15 protein-coding genes are annotated in these 16,534 nt (G+C 40.9%); 1 reads left to right on the top strand and 14 read right to left on the bottom strand.

Annotated features, from left to right (window positions below):
- Positions 1–39 precede the first annotated feature (39 nt).
- Positions 40–2,625: a transglycosylase domain-containing protein gene (locus tag UE46_RS07070; protein WP_051493071.1), complete on the top strand. Its 2,586-nt coding sequence runs from the start codon at positions 40–42 to the stop codon at positions 2,623–2,625.
- Between the two features lie 62 nt (positions 2,626–2,687).
- On the opposite strand, the gene UE46_RS07065 is transcribed toward UE46_RS07070, so the two are convergent.
- From UE46_RS07065 to UE46_RS07000, 14 genes are all read right to left on the bottom strand, one after another.
- Positions 2,688–3,179 (bottom strand): YpoC family protein, encoded by a 492-nt coding sequence (locus tag UE46_RS07065; RefSeq protein ID WP_036063205.1) that lies wholly within the window; start codon positions 3,177–3,179, stop codon positions 2,688–2,690.
- On the bottom strand, positions 3,172–3,831 hold the full coding sequence (gene nth, locus UE46_RS07060; RefSeq protein ID WP_036063204.1) for an endonuclease III: 660 nt from the start codon (positions 3,829–3,831) through the stop codon (positions 3,172–3,174). Before nth ends, UE46_RS07065 begins: the two co-directional genes overlap by 8 nt.
- A 4-nt stretch (positions 3,832–3,835) precedes the next feature.
- Positions 3,836–4,561, bottom strand: a complete 726-nt coding sequence (locus UE46_RS07055) for a DnaD domain-containing protein (protein WP_036063203.1) — start codon at positions 4,559–4,561, stop codon at positions 3,836–3,838.
- Positions 4,562–4,981: 420 nt separating this feature from the next.
- A complete protein-coding gene (asnS, locus tag UE46_RS07050; RefSeq protein WP_036063202.1) occupies positions 4,982–6,274 on the bottom strand; it encodes an asparagine--tRNA ligase in 1,293 nt (430 codons plus the stop codon).
- 11 nt (positions 6,275–6,285) lie between these two features.
- The gene (locus UE46_RS07045; RefSeq protein ID WP_036063201.1) at positions 6,286–7,470 is read right to left on the bottom strand and encodes a pyridoxal phosphate-dependent aminotransferase; all 1,185 of its coding nucleotides are present in this window, start codon (positions 7,468–7,470) and stop codon (positions 6,286–6,288) included.
- A gap of 28 nt (positions 7,471–7,498) precedes the next feature.
- Positions 7,499–8,023, bottom strand: a complete 525-nt coding sequence (locus UE46_RS07040) for a cell wall elongation regulator TseB-like domain-containing protein (protein ID WP_233231000.1) — start codon at positions 8,021–8,023, stop codon at positions 7,499–7,501.
- Between the two features lie 80 nt (positions 8,024–8,103).
- Positions 8,104–10,881, bottom strand: coding sequence for an ATP-dependent DNA helicase DinG (gene dinG, locus UE46_RS07035; protein WP_118907500.1), 2,778 nt, complete (start codon positions 10,879–10,881; stop codon positions 8,104–8,106).
- A 56-nt stretch (positions 10,882–10,937) separates the two neighbouring features.
- On the bottom strand, positions 10,938–11,321 hold the full coding sequence (gene panD, locus UE46_RS07030) for an aspartate 1-decarboxylase (RefSeq protein ID WP_036063200.1): 384 nt from the start codon (positions 11,319–11,321) through the stop codon (positions 10,938–10,940).
- Positions 11,318–12,172, bottom strand: coding sequence for a pantoate--beta-alanine ligase (gene panC / locus UE46_RS07025; RefSeq protein WP_036063199.1), 855 nt, complete (start codon positions 12,170–12,172; stop codon positions 11,318–11,320). Before panC ends, panD begins: the two co-directional genes overlap by 4 nt.
- Position 12,173: 1 nt before the next feature.
- The gene (panB, locus tag UE46_RS07020; protein ID WP_036063198.1) at positions 12,174–13,007 is read right to left on the bottom strand and encodes a 3-methyl-2-oxobutanoate hydroxymethyltransferase; all 834 of its coding nucleotides are present in this window, start codon (positions 13,005–13,007) and stop codon (positions 12,174–12,176) included.
- 236 nt (positions 13,008–13,243) lie between these two features.
- On the bottom strand, positions 13,244–13,666 hold the full coding sequence (locus UE46_RS07015) for a thioredoxin family protein (protein ID WP_036063197.1): 423 nt from the start codon (positions 13,664–13,666) through the stop codon (positions 13,244–13,246).
- An 18-nt stretch (positions 13,667–13,684) separates the two neighbouring features.
- Positions 13,685–14,203, bottom strand: a complete 519-nt coding sequence (locus tag UE46_RS07010; protein WP_036063196.1) for a GNAT family N-acetyltransferase — start codon at positions 14,201–14,203, stop codon at positions 13,685–13,687.
- A 184-nt stretch (positions 14,204–14,387) separates the two neighbouring features.
- On the bottom strand, positions 14,388–15,362 hold the full coding sequence (locus UE46_RS07005) for a biotin--[acetyl-CoA-carboxylase] ligase (RefSeq protein WP_036063195.1): 975 nt from the start codon (positions 15,360–15,362) through the stop codon (positions 14,388–14,390).
- Positions 15,349–16,524, bottom strand: coding sequence for a CCA tRNA nucleotidyltransferase (locus tag UE46_RS07000; protein WP_036063194.1), 1,176 nt, complete (start codon positions 16,522–16,524; stop codon positions 15,349–15,351). Before UE46_RS07000 ends, UE46_RS07005 begins: the two co-directional genes overlap by 14 nt.
- Positions 16,525–16,534 lie beyond the last annotated feature (10 nt).

The following is a 16,534-nucleotide window of genomic DNA, read 5'->3' as shown; positions in this document are numbered from 1 at the left end:
GTGATTCGAAACCTCAACATTAAAGGAGAGAAATTTTCTATGGCAGATAAACCGCAGACAAGATCTCAGTACCGCAATAGCCAAGCAAAGCAACCTGAGACTCAAAAAACAACTGGGAAAGGTCGTCGCATCACAGGCAACATCTTCAAAATAGTCTTCTTTACGGCACTTTTCATGGCATTCTCTGGCATTGCAGTTGGTGCAAGTGTCTTTTATTCCTACGCAAAAGATGCACCAAAACTGACAGATTCCAAATTGCGTGATCCCCTATCTTCTAAAATTTTAGATAAAGATGGGAAGGTCTATGCAGAAATCGGTAAAGAACGCCGGGAATATATTGAGTATAAAGATATCCCTAAGCAGCTAGAAAACGCCGTACTTTCAACCGAGGATTCCCGCTTTTATGAGCACAACGGAATAGATCCAATCCGTCTCGTAAGTGCCGCAGCAGGAAATGTAACTGGTGGCTTTGGTTCTCAAGGTGCCAGTACATTAAGTCAACAAATTATCAAGATGTCATATCTTGACTACACAAACAAAACGTTAAAACGTAAAGCACAAGAAGCATGGATGGCCGTTCAACTGGAGCAAAAATACAGTAAACAAGAACTGCTTGAAATCTACATCAACAAAGTTTATTTATCCGATGGTATTCACGGCATGGAAACTGCTGCGGAACACTACTACGGCAAGAAGCTAAAAGATCTGAACTTGGCACAAACAGCCCTAATCGCTGGTATGCCGCAAAGTCCTAACCGTTTCAATCCATTTGAGAATCCTGATTTAGCAAAAAAACGTCGAGATATCGTACTAACGCTTATGTACAACAACGATAAAATCTCTAAAAGCGATATGGAGGCTGCACAATCTGTTGCCATTGCTGACGGACTAGTAGATGAAACAAAACGCAAAGAAAAAACATATGCATATGACACGTATGTCGATCAAGTAATTGATGAAATTGGTGATAAATACGATCCATTTACTGATGGCTTAACGATTTACACAGCTCTTGATCCAGACGCTCAAAAATATACCGAAAAAATGTTAAACACAGATGAAATCATTAGCTATCCAGATGCAAAATTCCAAGCTGGTGTCGTTGTCATGGACACAGAAACTGGTCGTGTTCAAGCACTCGGCGGTGGTCGAGATACTGGCACGAAGAAAGTTTCCCGTGGCCTTAATCGCGCAACAGATATCAAGCGTCAACCAGGTTCTACGATGAAACCAATTTTAGGGTATGCCCCTGCTATTGAATATCTCGATTGGTCAACAGCACACATTTTGGATGATTCACCATATCAATATTCGAGTGGTCAAGAATTGCGTAACTACGATTCTGGTTACTTAGGTGACATTTCCATGCGTCGCGCTTTATATTTATCTCGAAATATTCCTGCTGTAAAAGCATCCAAAGAAGTTGGCTACGAACGTGCGCGTGATTTCGCAAACAATCTTGGTCTGAACTATAAAGAAGTATATGAATCTACGGTTATCGGTAGTGGAGAAGCTTCCCCAATCCAAATGGCTGGCGCATATGCCACTTTTGGTAACGGTGGTGTATACAACAAGCCGCATACAGTGACTAAAATTCTTCTTTCTGATGGCGAAACAGAGATAAATATGGAACCAGAATCCGTTGTAGCGATGAAAGCCTCTACCGCCTATATGATTAGCGATATGCTAAAAGATGTTTTAACACAAGGAACTGGTACACGAGCAAATATTCCTGGCTGGAACATCGCCGCTAAAACTGGTACAACAAACTACGACGAGAGTATCCGTTTGAAAAATGGTATTCCAAGTAATGGGACACCCGATTCATGGTTTGTTGGTTACTCTCCTCGCTATACCGTCTCCATCTGGAACGGCTATGACGAACCTAATAAAAACTATCTAACACCAAGCGACACACGAATTGCAGCCTATATGTTTAAATCAATGATGGAACATCTCGTTTCTGGCGAGAAGAATCCAGATTTCAAAAAGCCAAGCAACGTCAACGAAATTCCAATCATCATTGGTTCTAATCCAATCACACGTGCTGCCTCAGGAGCAAGTGGTTCTAATGTTTCGTATGAGTTATTCTTAGACGGTACAATTCCTACAAGATCTGCAGCCGAGAAGAAAACAACTGATACCAAAAAAGAGGACGAAAAAACAGACGAAGAAAAGACAGCAGCAGAAAAGGCTAAAAAAGAAGCCGAAGAAAAAGCTAAAAAAGATAAAGATGCCGCTGAAGAAACAAAGAAACAGCAAGAGGAAGCAGCTAAAAAAGCAGCTGAAGAAGCAGAACAAACAGCCTTGCAATCTCCTGCTGGTTTAAATGGTTCTTATAATGCAACAAGTAAAACCGTATCAGCAAACTGGGCATCTAACGGACCGGGTGTTACCTATGACGTTACAGTTAATGGCCAAACACAGAATTATGGAACCACCTCTATTACGGTTAGCGGAGGTTCTCCAGGATCAAGTGTTGTTATTATTGTTGTTCCAGTGAAGGATGGTAAACGTGGCTCACCAGCATCAACAACCATTACAATTCCTGCAGAGCAAACACCAGAAACTACGCCACCCGCAGGTTCTACAGATGATGGCGCATCAACACCACCAGCCACATAACGTGACATAACAAAAAACGTATTTTCCTCTTCATTAGTGAGGGAAATACGTTTTTTGATGTTTTATAATCCTTTTAAAACAAGTTTTCGCTGTTCTAGGACGAGTTCGTTTAGTTGTTTAAAAGCAGGATAGCTATCCGGTCTTTCCATAATGAACGCCAGTCTTTCCTGTAAATTCATCGGAACCAATTTTAAAGTTTCTAAGTGGTTGTCTAGCTGATTAAGCTGTACAGGCCTCTTATTGCTCCAAAACAGCATGGAAATGTAAATACCTAAGCCATCACAAATAACGCTCTCTTCAGGCTTCTCACGCAGTTTAAACGCCGCATCCAGTTCTTGCGCAACATTCTTCCATTGCTTCGCTAAACGCCGGCAAGCTTGCTCTGGATCAGTATGCCAAGGCATCTCTCCTCGCCCACGCGTATAAAAAAGCTGCTCCTGCCAAAATGGTAACCCTGTAACAAAAATAGATCCTTCATCAACCTCTTCTACTGCCACATTGGGCGTTTTGAATAAAGGATGTTCTAACTCTTTCGCATACTGAAAATCAGCCATCAAAACCTCTCGCTTTCGCTTGTTTTTTACCTTCTCGGCAAAGATATAATAACGGGCATGTGGAGCATTCTGGTTTTCTTGCTTTACAATGATAACGACCAAAGAAAATCATATCATGATGCGCATCCGACCACATCTCTTTTGGAAGTTTCCGCATTAATGTATTTTCTACTTCTGTCACAGAATCTTTCCAGCGACAAATCCCGAGCCGCTTTGAAACACGTTCTACATGTGTATCGACTGCGATAGCTGGAACGCCAAATCCAACAGATAGCACAACATTCGCCGTTTTGCGACCAACGCCTGGTAAACTTTCTAATTCTACATGTGATTGAGGCACTTTTCCATCAAATTCATCTCGAATTTTGCGAGATAGCGCTTGAATGTTTTTTGCTTTATTTCGATATAACCCGATAGAACGGATATCATTTTCTAGTTCCTCAAGGGGTACTTGAATATAATCCTCAGGTCCATGATACTTCTCAAAAAGTGATGCTGTCACACGGTTGACTAATACATCTGTACACTGCGCAGACAGCACAACAGCGATAAGCAGCTCAAACGTATTCTTATGCTCTAGCTCACAGTGGGCAGCAGGAAACATCTCTGCCATCATCTCAATACACGTCACTGTTTGTTTGTTCGTTAACATCGCTTCACCCTTTTCTCTTATCTAGCCAATCATAGAGCGGTATCGAATTTTCACTTTTCTTCACCCGCGTCGTGTTGCTTTTATCAGCTGTATTTGTTGTTATATTCTCATGAAAAGCCGCGGATGCCACTCTTGCTTGCTCTGGCGTTTTAATATTTTTACGATTCCAGTTTAGCAAAATTCGGTCCATGTAGCGGAAACTTAATTTTTGAGAAATAACGGCTTCTTTCAAAGCCTCACGAATCAGTTCTGGTGTATTATGGTCCTGATCAACCCAAGCGGATAACATTTCAGCCTCCATTGGAGATAAAGGACGACCAAACTCTTGTTCAAATTGCGAATAAAGACTGACCTGCTCTGTTTCACGTAAAGCAAATTGTTTTTCCTGATGAAGATTTTCAAAAAAGAGCATTAATTTCTCCCAGAGCGGGTCGAGTGAGTAACTCTCAGTAAAAACTTGTTCTCCTTCATTTAGCTGTTTAATCGTAATTATTTTTTTGTTGACAAGTGATTGAATGATACGGAATGTTTGCTCTGTACTAAGCGTCGTTCGGTCAGCAATTTCCTCCATTGATGGGAAATACACACCCTTTTCAAGAAAGGAATGTAGCTGTAAAACAATAATAAATTCCTGTTCATCCATACCGATCTTGGCATAATTTTCAACCAATACGTGTGGTAGCGTAACATTCCCCGCATTCAACCATTTTTGCATTATTTTATTATCCATCATGTAACACCTCATTAGAAATTATACCATGAAAAATGAGGAAATCATGATGAAAATGCTTTTTTGGGCGATTTTTCAGGTTTTTAAGTGGGGATGATGAGGTTTTGAGTGGCTATGTAGGGATAAAAAAACTTCAAGCTTCCGAGGGAAATCTTATGGAAGAATTCCCTTGGAAGCTTGAAGTTTTTGTTTAGTATAGATTGCTGATTTAGAGGTTTTGCTTTGTTCTGATTGAAGTTAGGAATCTGGAAGAATTGGGATCTTAAAATTTGTGTGTTGATTGTTGGGCTGGCGCCTTCGGATCTAGCTCCAACAGCCAGCCTCTCGGAATTTTCGGTGCCTCCGCAAAAACCAAGGGACGGTTTTCACTGCGCCTCCTAACAAATTCTGTCGAGGCTAACGGGCTGTTTTCGCTTTTCTTTATGGATACAATCTATTCAACAGTCTAGGGAACGGAATTGTTTCACGCACATGCTCTGTTCCTGAAATCCAAGCAACCGTGCGCTCTAGGCCTAATCCGAAACCGGAGTGTGGGACAGAGCCGTAGCGTGCTAAGTCTAGATACCAGCTGTATGCTTCTAAATCTAAGTCAAATTCTTTCATCCGGGCTTCTAAAATCGCTAGTTCATGAATACGCTCGGATCCACCGATAATTTCGCCGTAGCCTTCTGGTGCGATCAAATCGGCACAAAGAACTACTTCACTGTTATTCGGATCTTCTGGCATGTAAAATGGCTTGATAGCTTTCGGATAGTGTGTAATAAACACCGGTTTTTCGAAGCTGTCTGCGATTGCTGTTTCGTGTGGTGCACCGAAGTCATCACCCCATTCGATATCTTCAAAGCCTAATTTTTTGAGTAATGTAATCGCTTCTGTGTATGTGATGCGTGGGAAAGGTGCTACCATCTTCTCTAAATGAGACACATCACGTCCTAAACGGTCTAGTTCTAGGCGGCAATTCTTAAGAACCGTTTCTACTAAGAAAGCTACATAATTTTCTTGTACTTTCAAACTATCCTCTAATTTATAAAATGCCATTTCAGGTTCGATCATCCAAAATTCGATTAAATGACGGCGTGTTTTTGATTTTTCTGCACGGAAAGTTGGGCCAAATGAGAATACCTTCCCAAATGCCATTGCTGCTGCTTCCATGTATAATTGACCACTTTGTGATAAAAAGGCATCTTCTTCAAAATATTTCGTATGGAATAATTCCGTTGTACCTTCTGGCGCACTACCAGTAAGAATTGGCGGATCGATTTTCAAGAAACCTTCTTGGTTAAAGAATTCATATGTTGCACGAATAATCTCATTACGAATTTTCATGATTGCGTGCTGACGATTGGAACGCAACCATAAATGACGGTGGTCCATCAAAAATTCGGTACCATGTTCTTTCGGTGTAATCGGATAATCCACAGATTCACTGATGATTTCAATCCCTGTAACCGCCATTTCATAACCAAATGGAGAACGTGTGTCTTCATGAATTGTACCAGTTACATAAAGGCTCGTTTCTTGCGACATGCTTTTCGCTGTTTGGAAAATTTCTTCGCCTACTTCTGCCTTCACAACCACGCCTTGCATAAAACCAGTACCATCACGCAATTGTAAGAAGGCAATTTTACCGCTAGAACGTTTATTGCTTAGCCAACCACCGATTTTCACTTCTTTGTCTACATAATTTGCTGCTTGATTAATCGTAATTTGCATATTTACACTCCCTAATTTTTCATAAAATCTTTCATTCGATCTAACGCCTGTTCAAATAATGCTGGATCTGTCGCATAAGAAATTCGGATATAATTTGGCATCCCGAATCCTGAGCCTGGCACGACTGCTACAAAAGCATCGTCTAACAAACTTTTCGCAAAAGCATCCACTGTTGCGAAACCTTTTTGTTTCGCGGCTTCTTCTACATCAATGAAGAAATAGAAAGCACCACTTGGTTTTTTCGGTTTAAATCCAGGTATTGATTCCAAAATAGGATAAAAACGCTCCATCCGATCTTGGAAGGCTTGATACATACTTTCTGGTATTGCCTGATCGCCAGTATACGCTGCCACTGCGCCATATTGCGCGTTAGCAGTAGGATTACTCGTCATGTGGTCTGCTAACTTTCCCATACCTGCAATAATTGGTTCCGCCGCGGCCGCATAACCAATACGCCAGCCAGTCATCGCGTAAGCTTTTGAAACACCATTAATCACGATCGTCAGCTCATAAAGTGCATCACTGAGAGACGCAATGGACACTAGATCACTTTTATCACCGTAGTATAATTTCTCGTAAATTTCATCGGAGACAATATAAACGCCATGCTTTTTAGCAACTTCACCAATCGCCCGCAACTCTTCTTTTGTATAGGTCATTCCAGTTGGATTATTTGGAGAATTTAGCACAATAGCACGTGTTTTCGGTGTGATCGCCTGTTCAAAATCAACAGCCGTCATTTTAAAATCCGCATCGAAACCTGTCTCAACAAAAATAGGAACACCGCCGGCAAGCTTAATTTGCTCTGGATATGTTACCCAATAAGGCACTGGGATAATCACTTCGTCCCCAGGATTCAGAATCGTTTGAAATGCACAGTACAAGACGTGTTTCGCACCTGTTCCTACAAAAATTTGGCTCGGTTTATACGTCAAAAACTGATCTTGTTTCAATTTATCGATAATCGCCTGCTTTAATTCAGGTATTCCAGTTGTTGCCGTATACTTAGTGAACCCTTTATTCATAGAATCGACTGCTGCATCAATGATATTCTGCGGCGTATTGAAGTCCGGTTCCCCGGCTCCAAGGCCAATCACATCGACACCAGCCTGCTTCATTTCTCTTGCTTTTGCTGTAATCGCGAGTGTTGGCGATGCAGCAATTTCTTGGACACGTCTCGAGAGCGGTAGGTCCATGGCTATTCCCTCCTATTTTTAAAAAGTGTTATAAGTTTTCAATGGCACGATACCATTCGCCCGTTTCAAAATCTAAATCATAGTAATTCAAGCTGTTCGAACTATCTAGATACGAAACTTCCCAAATCGGCACGCCTTTATCCATACCTAGTGTCACGTTTAGAATCTTTTTAGGATTCTTTTCTTGCTTCACTTTTGCTATGGCTTCATTTTTTGAAATACCATCGGATGCATATTTAACGACAACGGTTCCTTTCTTGCTTTTAGGAACCCATACGATGATATTCTTTGATTTACTATTCTTTCCTGTCAACACGTAATACACACCATTGGCCCCATTATACAAATAAAAACCATCCTGCTGCTTCAAATCTACTTTACCGTCGATGCGTGCTAGTGCCGTTTCTTCATCAGCGCGAACTGGTTTCTGGGCACTGTAGAAAAAGATGAAAACTCCTGCTATCACAGCTACAAACGCTGCTACGCCGATCCAAATCCACTTCCAGTAACTTTTCTGATTACGTTTTCGCAAAATATCTACTCTCATTTCCATAGCCATTACGCTGTAGTTGCCTAATTTAGGCCTAGATTCATTATAGCAATACCAACAACATATTTGAAGTAAAAAAACGGTTATTCAAAAAAATTCTTCACTTCTTCAAGTAATTCAGCCTCTTTCGCTTTCACGATGGGCACTTTCGGAATGGAATGCAGGAACGCTTTGCCAAAATTAGTCGTATCCACACGATTATCAAAAATAAAGACAATACCTCGATCTTCCTCGCGTCTAATTAACCTTCCGAACCCTTGTTTAAAGCGAAGAACAGCCTCTGGTAGAGAGTATGTCTGGAAAGCATTTTGTCCCATTTTTTTACGTAGAGCTATCTGCGCTTTTGTATAGGGATCTTCCAACGATGCAAAAGGGAGGCGGACTATCACAAGACAGGATAAATCATCACCTGGAATATCAATACCCTCCCAAAAACTCATCGTTCCGAGTAAAACTGCCTTATCAAACGCGAGAAATTGTTTCGTTAATCTTGCAGGACTTCCCGATGAAATTCCTTGTCCCAAAATACGATACTCTGCAATCGAAGGATCTTGATTCATTTTGCGATACGTCTTCTGTAACATATCATTCGCTGTAAACAACACCAGCATTCGCCCTGACGTCTCTTTTGCAATTGCGCTTAAGTAGGCAGCCAGTTTATTCGTATATTGCTCCATCGGCGTTCCTTTTACAGGAAGCATATCTGTTGGGATCAAAATTCGTGCATTCTCCTCATAATGAAACGGTGACTTAATTTGCTGTGTCACTATATCCTCATCTAATCCTAAATCAACTTGCATATAATGGAATGAATCATCTACCGTCAATGTGGCCGAGGTCAAAATCACACTCTTCTTCGTATCAAAAAAATCATGCTGCAATGTATGACTCACCTGTATGATATTCGCCCTCAAACGCATGCTGCCACGCGCCTTATTTTTATCTGCCTCGATATATAGTGTCATCGCTTCTTCTTTTTCATAGAGCATTACCGATAATTGCTTTTCCACGCGTTTCCAATCTAATCCAAAAGAATAAACTTCTTCTAAAAAAGCGGATTCTCTTTCACTGAATTTGCTTGTCACGTTCTTCCCTTGTTCCAAAACATAATCCAGCGCTACACTAATCTCTCGAATGAGTAACAACACCTTCTCGCCAGCAAAAAACAAGGCCTCATCTAGTTTTTCGTCAATAACATTCTCGACCAATATTAATTCTGTTACGTTTTTAGTGGCCCGATTCAACTTTTGCGCCAGTTGTGAAAAGAAATCTTCCAGCGCCTCCTCTAACTTCACAACAGCAATCTCCACATCAAAAAGTTGGTGTTGTTCTGGAAAAAGTACTTCTAGCCTTTTTAACATCCCGTCTTTTGTGCGCATTCCTAAGCGATTCATAAAAAATTTCATACGCTGATAAGAAAATACAAAGCTTTGTTGTGACTTCGCAGCATCGGTGAAATGGTGCGCTTCATCGATCACAGCATACTCATAATCAGGTAATAGTTTTGTCTCAGAGAAATGGTCTTGTAATAGTAACGCATGGTTTACAATAATTAAGTCCGCTACATTGGCCTGTTTTTGATTAAATAAATAAAAATCATACAACAACCACGGATCTTTTTTTTGCGATAAGAACCAGCCAGTATGCTTCATCCGATTCCAAAATAAATAGCCCCCACCTGAAAGATTTACCTCATCGATATCCCCAGTTAACGTTTCTGTTAGCCAAACAAGTAATTGCATTTTCGTAAGTACCACATCATGTGTCTTGTCCACCTCGGAAAGTAGCTGCTCAAATTTAAATAAATTAATGTAATGCTCGCGCCCCTTTAACACGACTGCCTGAATATCAAAATCCGTTAATTTTTGAAGCAACGGTATGTCTTTATGAAATAGTTGTGATTGCAACAGGTTCGTATATGTACTAATCACGATTGGAATTTGTCGTTCCTTCGCAAAATAAATAGCAGGTAAAAAATACCCTAACGTTTTCCCAATTCCAGTACCTGCCTCAATAAGCGCATTATTTTCATTTTCCCATGACGTCATCACTGTATCCATCATTTGGAATTGTCCTTCTCGTGGTACAAGCGTAGCATCCGTCTTTTGAAATAACGCTATTTTCTTTGCATCACTTTCTGGATAAATCGCATGTTCAGCGCGACTATACTGCGCTTGTTGCACTTCCTTATTGCAAATCACAATCCCTCGGTGCTCGATCCATTTAGATTCTAATGGTTGTAATGCTCGTTCTTTTCGCATTTCAATATCAAAGAGTAACTCTGAGAGATATCCAGGTAAATGTTGCGCTAACGTGGTCAGTTTTCGAATAGTCGCAAGAGGCAACGTTTCTAGCTTTTCTATAAATAATAACATCAATTCCGCTGTCACTCGCGCGTCACTATCTGCTCTATGCGGCGCATCATGACCTAAACCAAATTCGTCTGCTAAATCTTGCAATTTAAAGCTGTCCACAGTCGGATACATTATCCTCGCCAGTTCCACAGTATCCAGCAATTTCATTTTTAATGGGGCTTCACCAGCTTCACGCATTTCTTTTTGAAGAAAGGTCCAATCAAAGCTCACATTATGCGCGACAAAAATACCACCATCAATCAACGAATGAATAATAGATGACACATCCTCAAACAAAGGCGCATCCTTCACATCTTTATCGGTAATCCCTGTTAGTTCTTTAATAAACGGAGGGATGCGTTTTTCCGGATTTAAAAAAGTAGAAAACTGATCTACAATTTGGCCGTTTTCAACAATACATGCTGAGAACTGAATTATTTTATCTGCCTTCGTTGCCTGATTTCCAGTTGTCTCTAAATCCACTACAATATATCGCTTATTTTTCACGATTGTCCCCTCTTTTCAAACACGGGAGCTAGCCCCAGAAAACTAGCCCCCTTATTCTACAATGTCGTTTGCGCCTTTTCTTCTGGTAAAAATTGCGCAATCCGATTCTTTTCATCCAAAACGACTATTTTAGGTTGATGCTCGCCTGCTTCCTCTTTTGAAAAAATACCGTAAGACATAATGATGACAGTATCCCCAACTTGTGTCATTCGAGCCGCAGCACCATTCAAACAAATAATACCACTATTTCGTGCACCAGGGATAATATAAGTCTCCAAACGCGCACCATTATTATTATTTACAATCTGAACTTTTTCATTAGGCAACATATCAACAGCGTCCAATATAGCCTCATCAATCGTTATACTACCAACATATTGAAGATTTGCTTCGGTCACTGTTGCCCTGTGAATCTTGCCATTCATCATCGTTCTCATCATGTTAAAGCCCCCTCTATGATTTCATTATCAATGAGTCGTGCTTTTGCGTACTGCACACAAACCGCAATAATAATTGGTTTTCCCCAATCTGAAATTTCCTCAAAAGATGGAAACTGATACATATCGAGATAAGCAATTCGTTGATGCGTTGATTTTTCGTTTATAAAAGCTTCTGTTTCCTTCAAAATAAATGCTTTATCACGCTTTTGCGCTATGAGCTCTCGTGCTCTTAATAGGGCGGCATGAATCACTGGGGCATCTGCACGTTCTTGCTCCGTTAAATAAACATTTCGCGAACTTTTTGCCAAACCATCATCTTCTCTAACAGTTGGAATCACTCGAAGCTTTATTGGGAAAAAATAATCTGCTACAAAACCCTGTACTACCGCCACTTGCTGCGCATCTTTTTGCCCAAAGTAAGCATGTGTTGGTTGAACTAGATGGAATAATTTCGCCAACACTGTCAGGACCCCGTCAAAATGACCAGGTCGCGCTGCCCCGTCCAAGACAGAAACCCGTTTTTGAGCTTGAATGAATGTAGTCAAACTTTCTGGATACATCGTTTGAACTGTTGGCAAAAAGAGAATCTTCACACCTTGTTCTTTCGCTAATTCAATATCTTTGGTCTCATCTCTCGGATAACTTTCAAAATCTTCATCTGGTCCAAATTGCGTTGGATTCACAAATAAACTCATAACTACCACATCATTCTCTGCCTTAGCTGCATGTACAAGCGCAAAGTGCCCATCGTGCAGATAGCCCATTGTCGGTACAAAACCTATTGTTTGTTGTTTTCGTTTTATATTTTCAATTTCAGTCATTAATGTATCCCGGTCACGTATGATTTGCATCTCATTCGCCCCCATATAGACCACTTAATACTTCGTCACTCATTGTAAACGTATGTTCTTTCGCTGGAAATACCCCCATTTTAACATCGCTCACATAGGCATTCAGAGCCGAATGGATGGTTTCGTCAACAGCTGCATAGGTTTTCACAAATTTTGAAACCCGATCAGTGCCATATTGAATCAAATCATGATAAACAAGTACTTGTCCATCTGTGTCGACACCTGCGCCAATACCTATCGTTGGAATAGACACACTCGCTGATACTTCTTTCGCAAGCTGTCTTGGTATTGCTTCAAGCACGAGTGCGATAGCTCCTGAGGCCTCTGCTTGACGCGCATTCTCCAAAAGTTCACGTGCGGCCGTTAGAGATTTCCCCTGTACTTTATAACTTCCTGTTAAGGCTACGGTTTGCGGCGTTAGCCCTAGGTGCGCGACAACTGCTACACCGCCAGCACTTAGATATTCTATTTTTGAGAAAACATCTCCTGCGCCTTCGACTTTTAGCGCATTGGCACCACTTTCTTGGATAATATCCCGTGCATTTCGAATCGTTTCTTCCACAGAACCGTGATAACTTAAAAAAGGCATGTCCGTTACAATAAATGTGTTTGGTGCGCCTCTTTTCACAGCTTTGGTGTGATGAATCATATCAGAAACCGTCACTGGAATAGTAGAATCATATCCAAGGACAACCATACCCAATGAATCCCCCACCAAAATCATGTCCACTTCTGCTTTTTCAGCACTTTTCGCAGACGGATAATCGTATGCTGTTACCATCGTGATCTTCTCCTGCTCTACTTTCATTTGCAAGAAATCAACTGGTTTTTTCATCATTATCTTCTCCTTTTGTCTCTGTCCAATACGTTGGATCAAAGCAAAATATTTTTTGATAAGAAAAGCTTGTGTCGCTCCATTTCAGATACAACCAAATACGCGCTTTCCTTCATGCTATAGTAACATATTTCGCGTTGTTTCGAAAGTTCTTAAACTGGCTTGGGTTGCCATCATAAATAACAAAAAACGCATAGCTCTTTCCAAGATAAAGCCACATGCGTTTTTCGACTAATTTATTTACTATACTTATTAAACCAAGCCTTCAATGCTTTTTTATCTTCATTCCCATCATATCGCGCTACTTCCTTACCATTTTCCAGATAAAAGATAACTGGTACCGTCTTTACTTTCAAATCTTGTAGGAAGGTTTTTGTTTTTTCTTCATCGTCTTTCCTTGCAGCATCTGTATCAAAATAATCCAAGCGCATATCTTCGGATTTCAAAACTTCATCTAAAGTTGGCTGAAATGCTTGGCAATCTGGGCATGTTGGTCGGCCAATGTAGACAAACCCACTTTCTTTATTATCCAACTTCGCTTGAAAACTTGCTAACGTTATCTTATCTAATTGCTTGCTATCTTCTGTATCTTTCGTTTCTCCACACGCTGCCAGTAATAAGATGACACCGACTATTCCTATAACTAATAATTTCTTCATGTCTTTCATTCTCTCCTTTTATATCGGTAAAATCAGATGCACATCTAGTGGTTCTAGTTCGAATAAATAAATATCTGGTGGATTCGCTAATTCCGCACCCAATCTCAAATAAAAATCAACCGTATTGCGCACAGGAGTCGCAGATATATACAGCTCTTTTGCCCCAAGCTCACTCGCCTCTTGCGAAATAATATCAACAAGACGCCTGCCAAGTCCTTTTTTTCGGTAGTCATGACTGACGTATAACATATCTAGTTTCATTGTTTTTCCATCGATTAAATAACTTTCCAACGAAACGATGCCAATCAGAATATCTTTATCAAAAGCACCAATTATAACACCATCACGATCAAAAATAGAGGTCAGACGTTGTGTATAGAGTGCCAGCTCACTTGGTAGCCACCCTTCTATATCATAGTATTCTTTGACCAATTTAAGCTCTTGATCCCGCACATAATATACCTCTTCTATCAATTCCTTGCGGTCAATATTTTCTATCTGCGTTAATTCCTTGCGAGTCAACCATCTAAATTCCATATTCATGCGCTCCTTTAACCTGTTTTTCCTAGTATACCTAAGTATCCTCCAAAAGAAAAAAGACTAAAAAGCGTTTTTGAATACAGTTTCTAGCATGCATATTTGAAAATGATCCCTTCCGTTACACTTTTAACGGCTGACGATTCATTTTCTAACCATACTCTCGCTTCAAAAAACAAATTTACTATCCCAGCGAAATATCTGCCGAAAAAATCGCGTGCTCAACGCCAACCGCATCTCTAACAATGAGCACACCCTCATCGGATATTCCCTTCACCGTTCCTCTGATCTCACCTTGCAACGTTTTAGCCACTATTTTTTCCTGAAACGGAATCGCTCTTGCTTCCCATAATAGCTTAATCGGCGCGAACCCTTGATCAAGAAATAGTTGATAATACTTCTCTAATTGCACAACGATTTCTCCATATAAGGCGCCTCGCGAAATCGTTTTACCCGCTAAAATAGCAAGAGATGTGGCTTTATCGCGTAGTTCCTCAGGAAATTCTAGCTGATTCACATTTATTCCAGTACCGATAATAATCGCGTGAACTCGTTCTGCTTCGGCCTGCATTTCCGTTAGCACACCACAGACTTTCCGCTTATCGATATACAGATCATTCGGCCACTTGATTTGCGCGTCTAGCCCAGTTACATTATCAATCGCCTCCGCAACAGCTAAAGAAGCTATGAAAGTCAGCTGAGGCACTTGTTGCATTGGGATATTTGGCCGTAAAATCGTACTCATCCAAATTCCTGTCCCTTTTTGTGAATCCCAAGGTCGCGCTAAACGTCCTTTTCCGGCTGTCTGTTGGTCCGCAATAACGACGGTTCCATCAACAGCACCTTCTCCGACAAGTTGGTGCGCTATAATTTGCGTGGAGGCTACTTCCTTATAAAAAGCCACCTGTTGTCCAATAAATTCCGTTTTTGCTCGAAAATAGAGCATTTCTTCTGTGAAAAGTTCTTCGGAAGGTTGAATCGAGTAGCCACTTCCCCGTTTCGCCTCGATTTCAAATCCTGCTTTTTTTAGCTCCTCTATATGTTTCCAAACTGCGGTTCGACTGCATTCCAATGCATCCGCAATTTCTTGACCAGAAACAAGTTTGCCATCCGCTGCTCGAAAAACATCTAATAACTTGCGACGATTACTTGATAACATCATTCACCCATCCTTTGATTTCTTCTGGTATGTTCGCAATTGCGCCAGTCACAATTGCCTCGTCCAACTTAGCCAATGCTTCTTTTAACCAAGGGCCACCAGTCTTCCCAGTCCAAGCCATAATATCGTTTCCACTTACTTGAATAGCCTTTCGCGACTTAATAGGTAATGCTTCAAATCGTTCTTGTAGCGTTTCCCAATTCGTTTTCCCTGTTCGAATAAGCCAACCTTTTTCAATCAAAGCCACCGTTTCTTCACCCGTCTCGAATAATTCATAATCGGTCCATGTTGTTTTTTCAGCCAGTCCGTATGCTGTTGCTACGTCTCTCATTAACTTATTCGGCAATTTCCACGCACGCAAAAAGGATGTCACATTATTTGGACGAACGGCAAGTACAACGGCGAACCAAATTATTGTATCGTCCGAAGCTTGGTCTAAATGCCACTTTTGTAGTGTCGCGATCGCCTCTTCTTCTCCTGAAAATCCTGGTAAAAACGGTAGCATTTTGAGGTCTACAAGTAACCCCAAACCCGCTTGTACCGCCTCACCTTTCATTAACTTGATAAATTCTACTGCTATTCGCTCCACTGCTATGTTTTCCAATAACGCAACATTTTGCTGCATCGCCTCATATGTATGCTTTTCTAACTCAAAATGCAACTGGCTCACAAAACGTACACCTCGCATCATCCGAAGTGCATCCTCATGAAATCGTTCCCAAGGTTGTCCAACTGCGCGAATCTGCTCTTTTTTCATATCATCTTTCCCGTGAAAAGGATCAATAAAACGACCATCAAGCCCCATTGCAATCGCGTTCATTGTGAAATCACGACGTTCTAAATCTTTCTCTAACGAACGAATAAAAACCACTTCATCCGGTCGTCTAAAATCAGCGTACGTGCCCTCTGTACGAAACGTTGTTACTTCGTAGATTTCGCCAGCCTCTTTCACCGAAACTGTGCCATGCTCAATTCCTGTATCAAAAGTACGCGGGAAAATCTGCTTCACTTCTTCGGGAAAAGCGCTGGTTGCGATGTCAATATCCGCAACTTCACGCCCTAAAATCGTATCTCGGACAGAGCCACCAACAAAATATGCTTCAAACCCCGCCTGTTCTAATTTTGCTAAAACAGGCACGGCTTTCTTAAAAATCGCTTTCATGCTTTTACCC

Source organism: Listeria weihenstephanensis (genome assembly GCF_003534205.1).
In the GTDB taxonomy this organism is placed as follows: Bacteria; Bacillota; Bacilli; order Lactobacillales; family Listeriaceae; genus Listeria_A; species Listeria_A weihenstephanensis.
The sequence above is the reverse complement of the archived record's forward strand: the minus strand, read 5'-3'. Positions and strand labels throughout refer to the sequence as shown.

Coding starts and splice junctions, on each gene's coding strand:
- UE46_RS07070 (WP_051493071.1), top strand. CDS start 40: ATGGCAGATAAACCGCAGACAAGATCTCAGTACCGCAATAGCCAAGCA.
- UE46_RS07065 (WP_036063205.1), bottom strand. CDS start 3,179: ATGGCTGATTTTCAGTATGCGAAAGAGTTAGAACATCCTTTATTCAAA.
- nth (WP_036063204.1), bottom strand. CDS start 3,831: ATGTTAACGAACAAACAAACAGTGACGTGTATTGAGATGATGGCAGAG.
- UE46_RS07055 (WP_036063203.1), bottom strand. CDS start 4,561: ATGGATAATAAAATAATGCAAAAATGGTTGAATGCGGGGAATGTTACG.
- asnS (WP_036063202.1), bottom strand. CDS start 6,274: ATGCAAATTACGATTAATCAAGCAGCAAATTATGTAGACAAAGAAGTG.
- UE46_RS07045 (WP_036063201.1), bottom strand. CDS start 7,470: ATGGACCTACCGCTCTCGAGACGTGTCCAAGAAATTGCTGCATCGCCA.
- UE46_RS07040 (WP_233231000.1), bottom strand. CDS start 8,023: ATGGAAATGAGAGTAGATATTTTGCGAAAACGTAATCAGAAAAGTTAC.
- panD (WP_036063200.1), bottom strand. CDS start 11,321: ATGATGAGAACGATGATGAATGGCAAGATTCACAGGGCAACAGTGACC.
- panC (WP_036063199.1), bottom strand. CDS start 12,172: ATGCAAATCATACGTGACCGGGATACATTAATGACTGAAATTGAAAAT.
- panB (WP_036063198.1), bottom strand. CDS start 13,007: ATGAAAAAACCAGTTGATTTCTTGCAAATGAAAGTAGAGCAGGAGAAG.
- UE46_RS07015 (WP_036063197.1), bottom strand. CDS start 13,666: ATGAAGAAATTATTAGTTATAGGAATAGTCGGTGTCATCTTATTACTG.
- UE46_RS07010 (WP_036063196.1), bottom strand. CDS start 14,203: ATGGAATTTAGATGGTTGACTCGCAAGGAATTAACGCAGATAGAAAAT.
- UE46_RS07005 (WP_036063195.1), bottom strand. CDS start 15,362: ATGTTATCAAGTAATCGTCGCAAGTTATTAGATGTTTTTCGAGCAGCG.
- UE46_RS07000 (WP_036063194.1), bottom strand. CDS start 16,524: ATGAAAGCGATTTTTAAGAAAGCCGTGCCTGTTTTAGCAAAATTAGAA.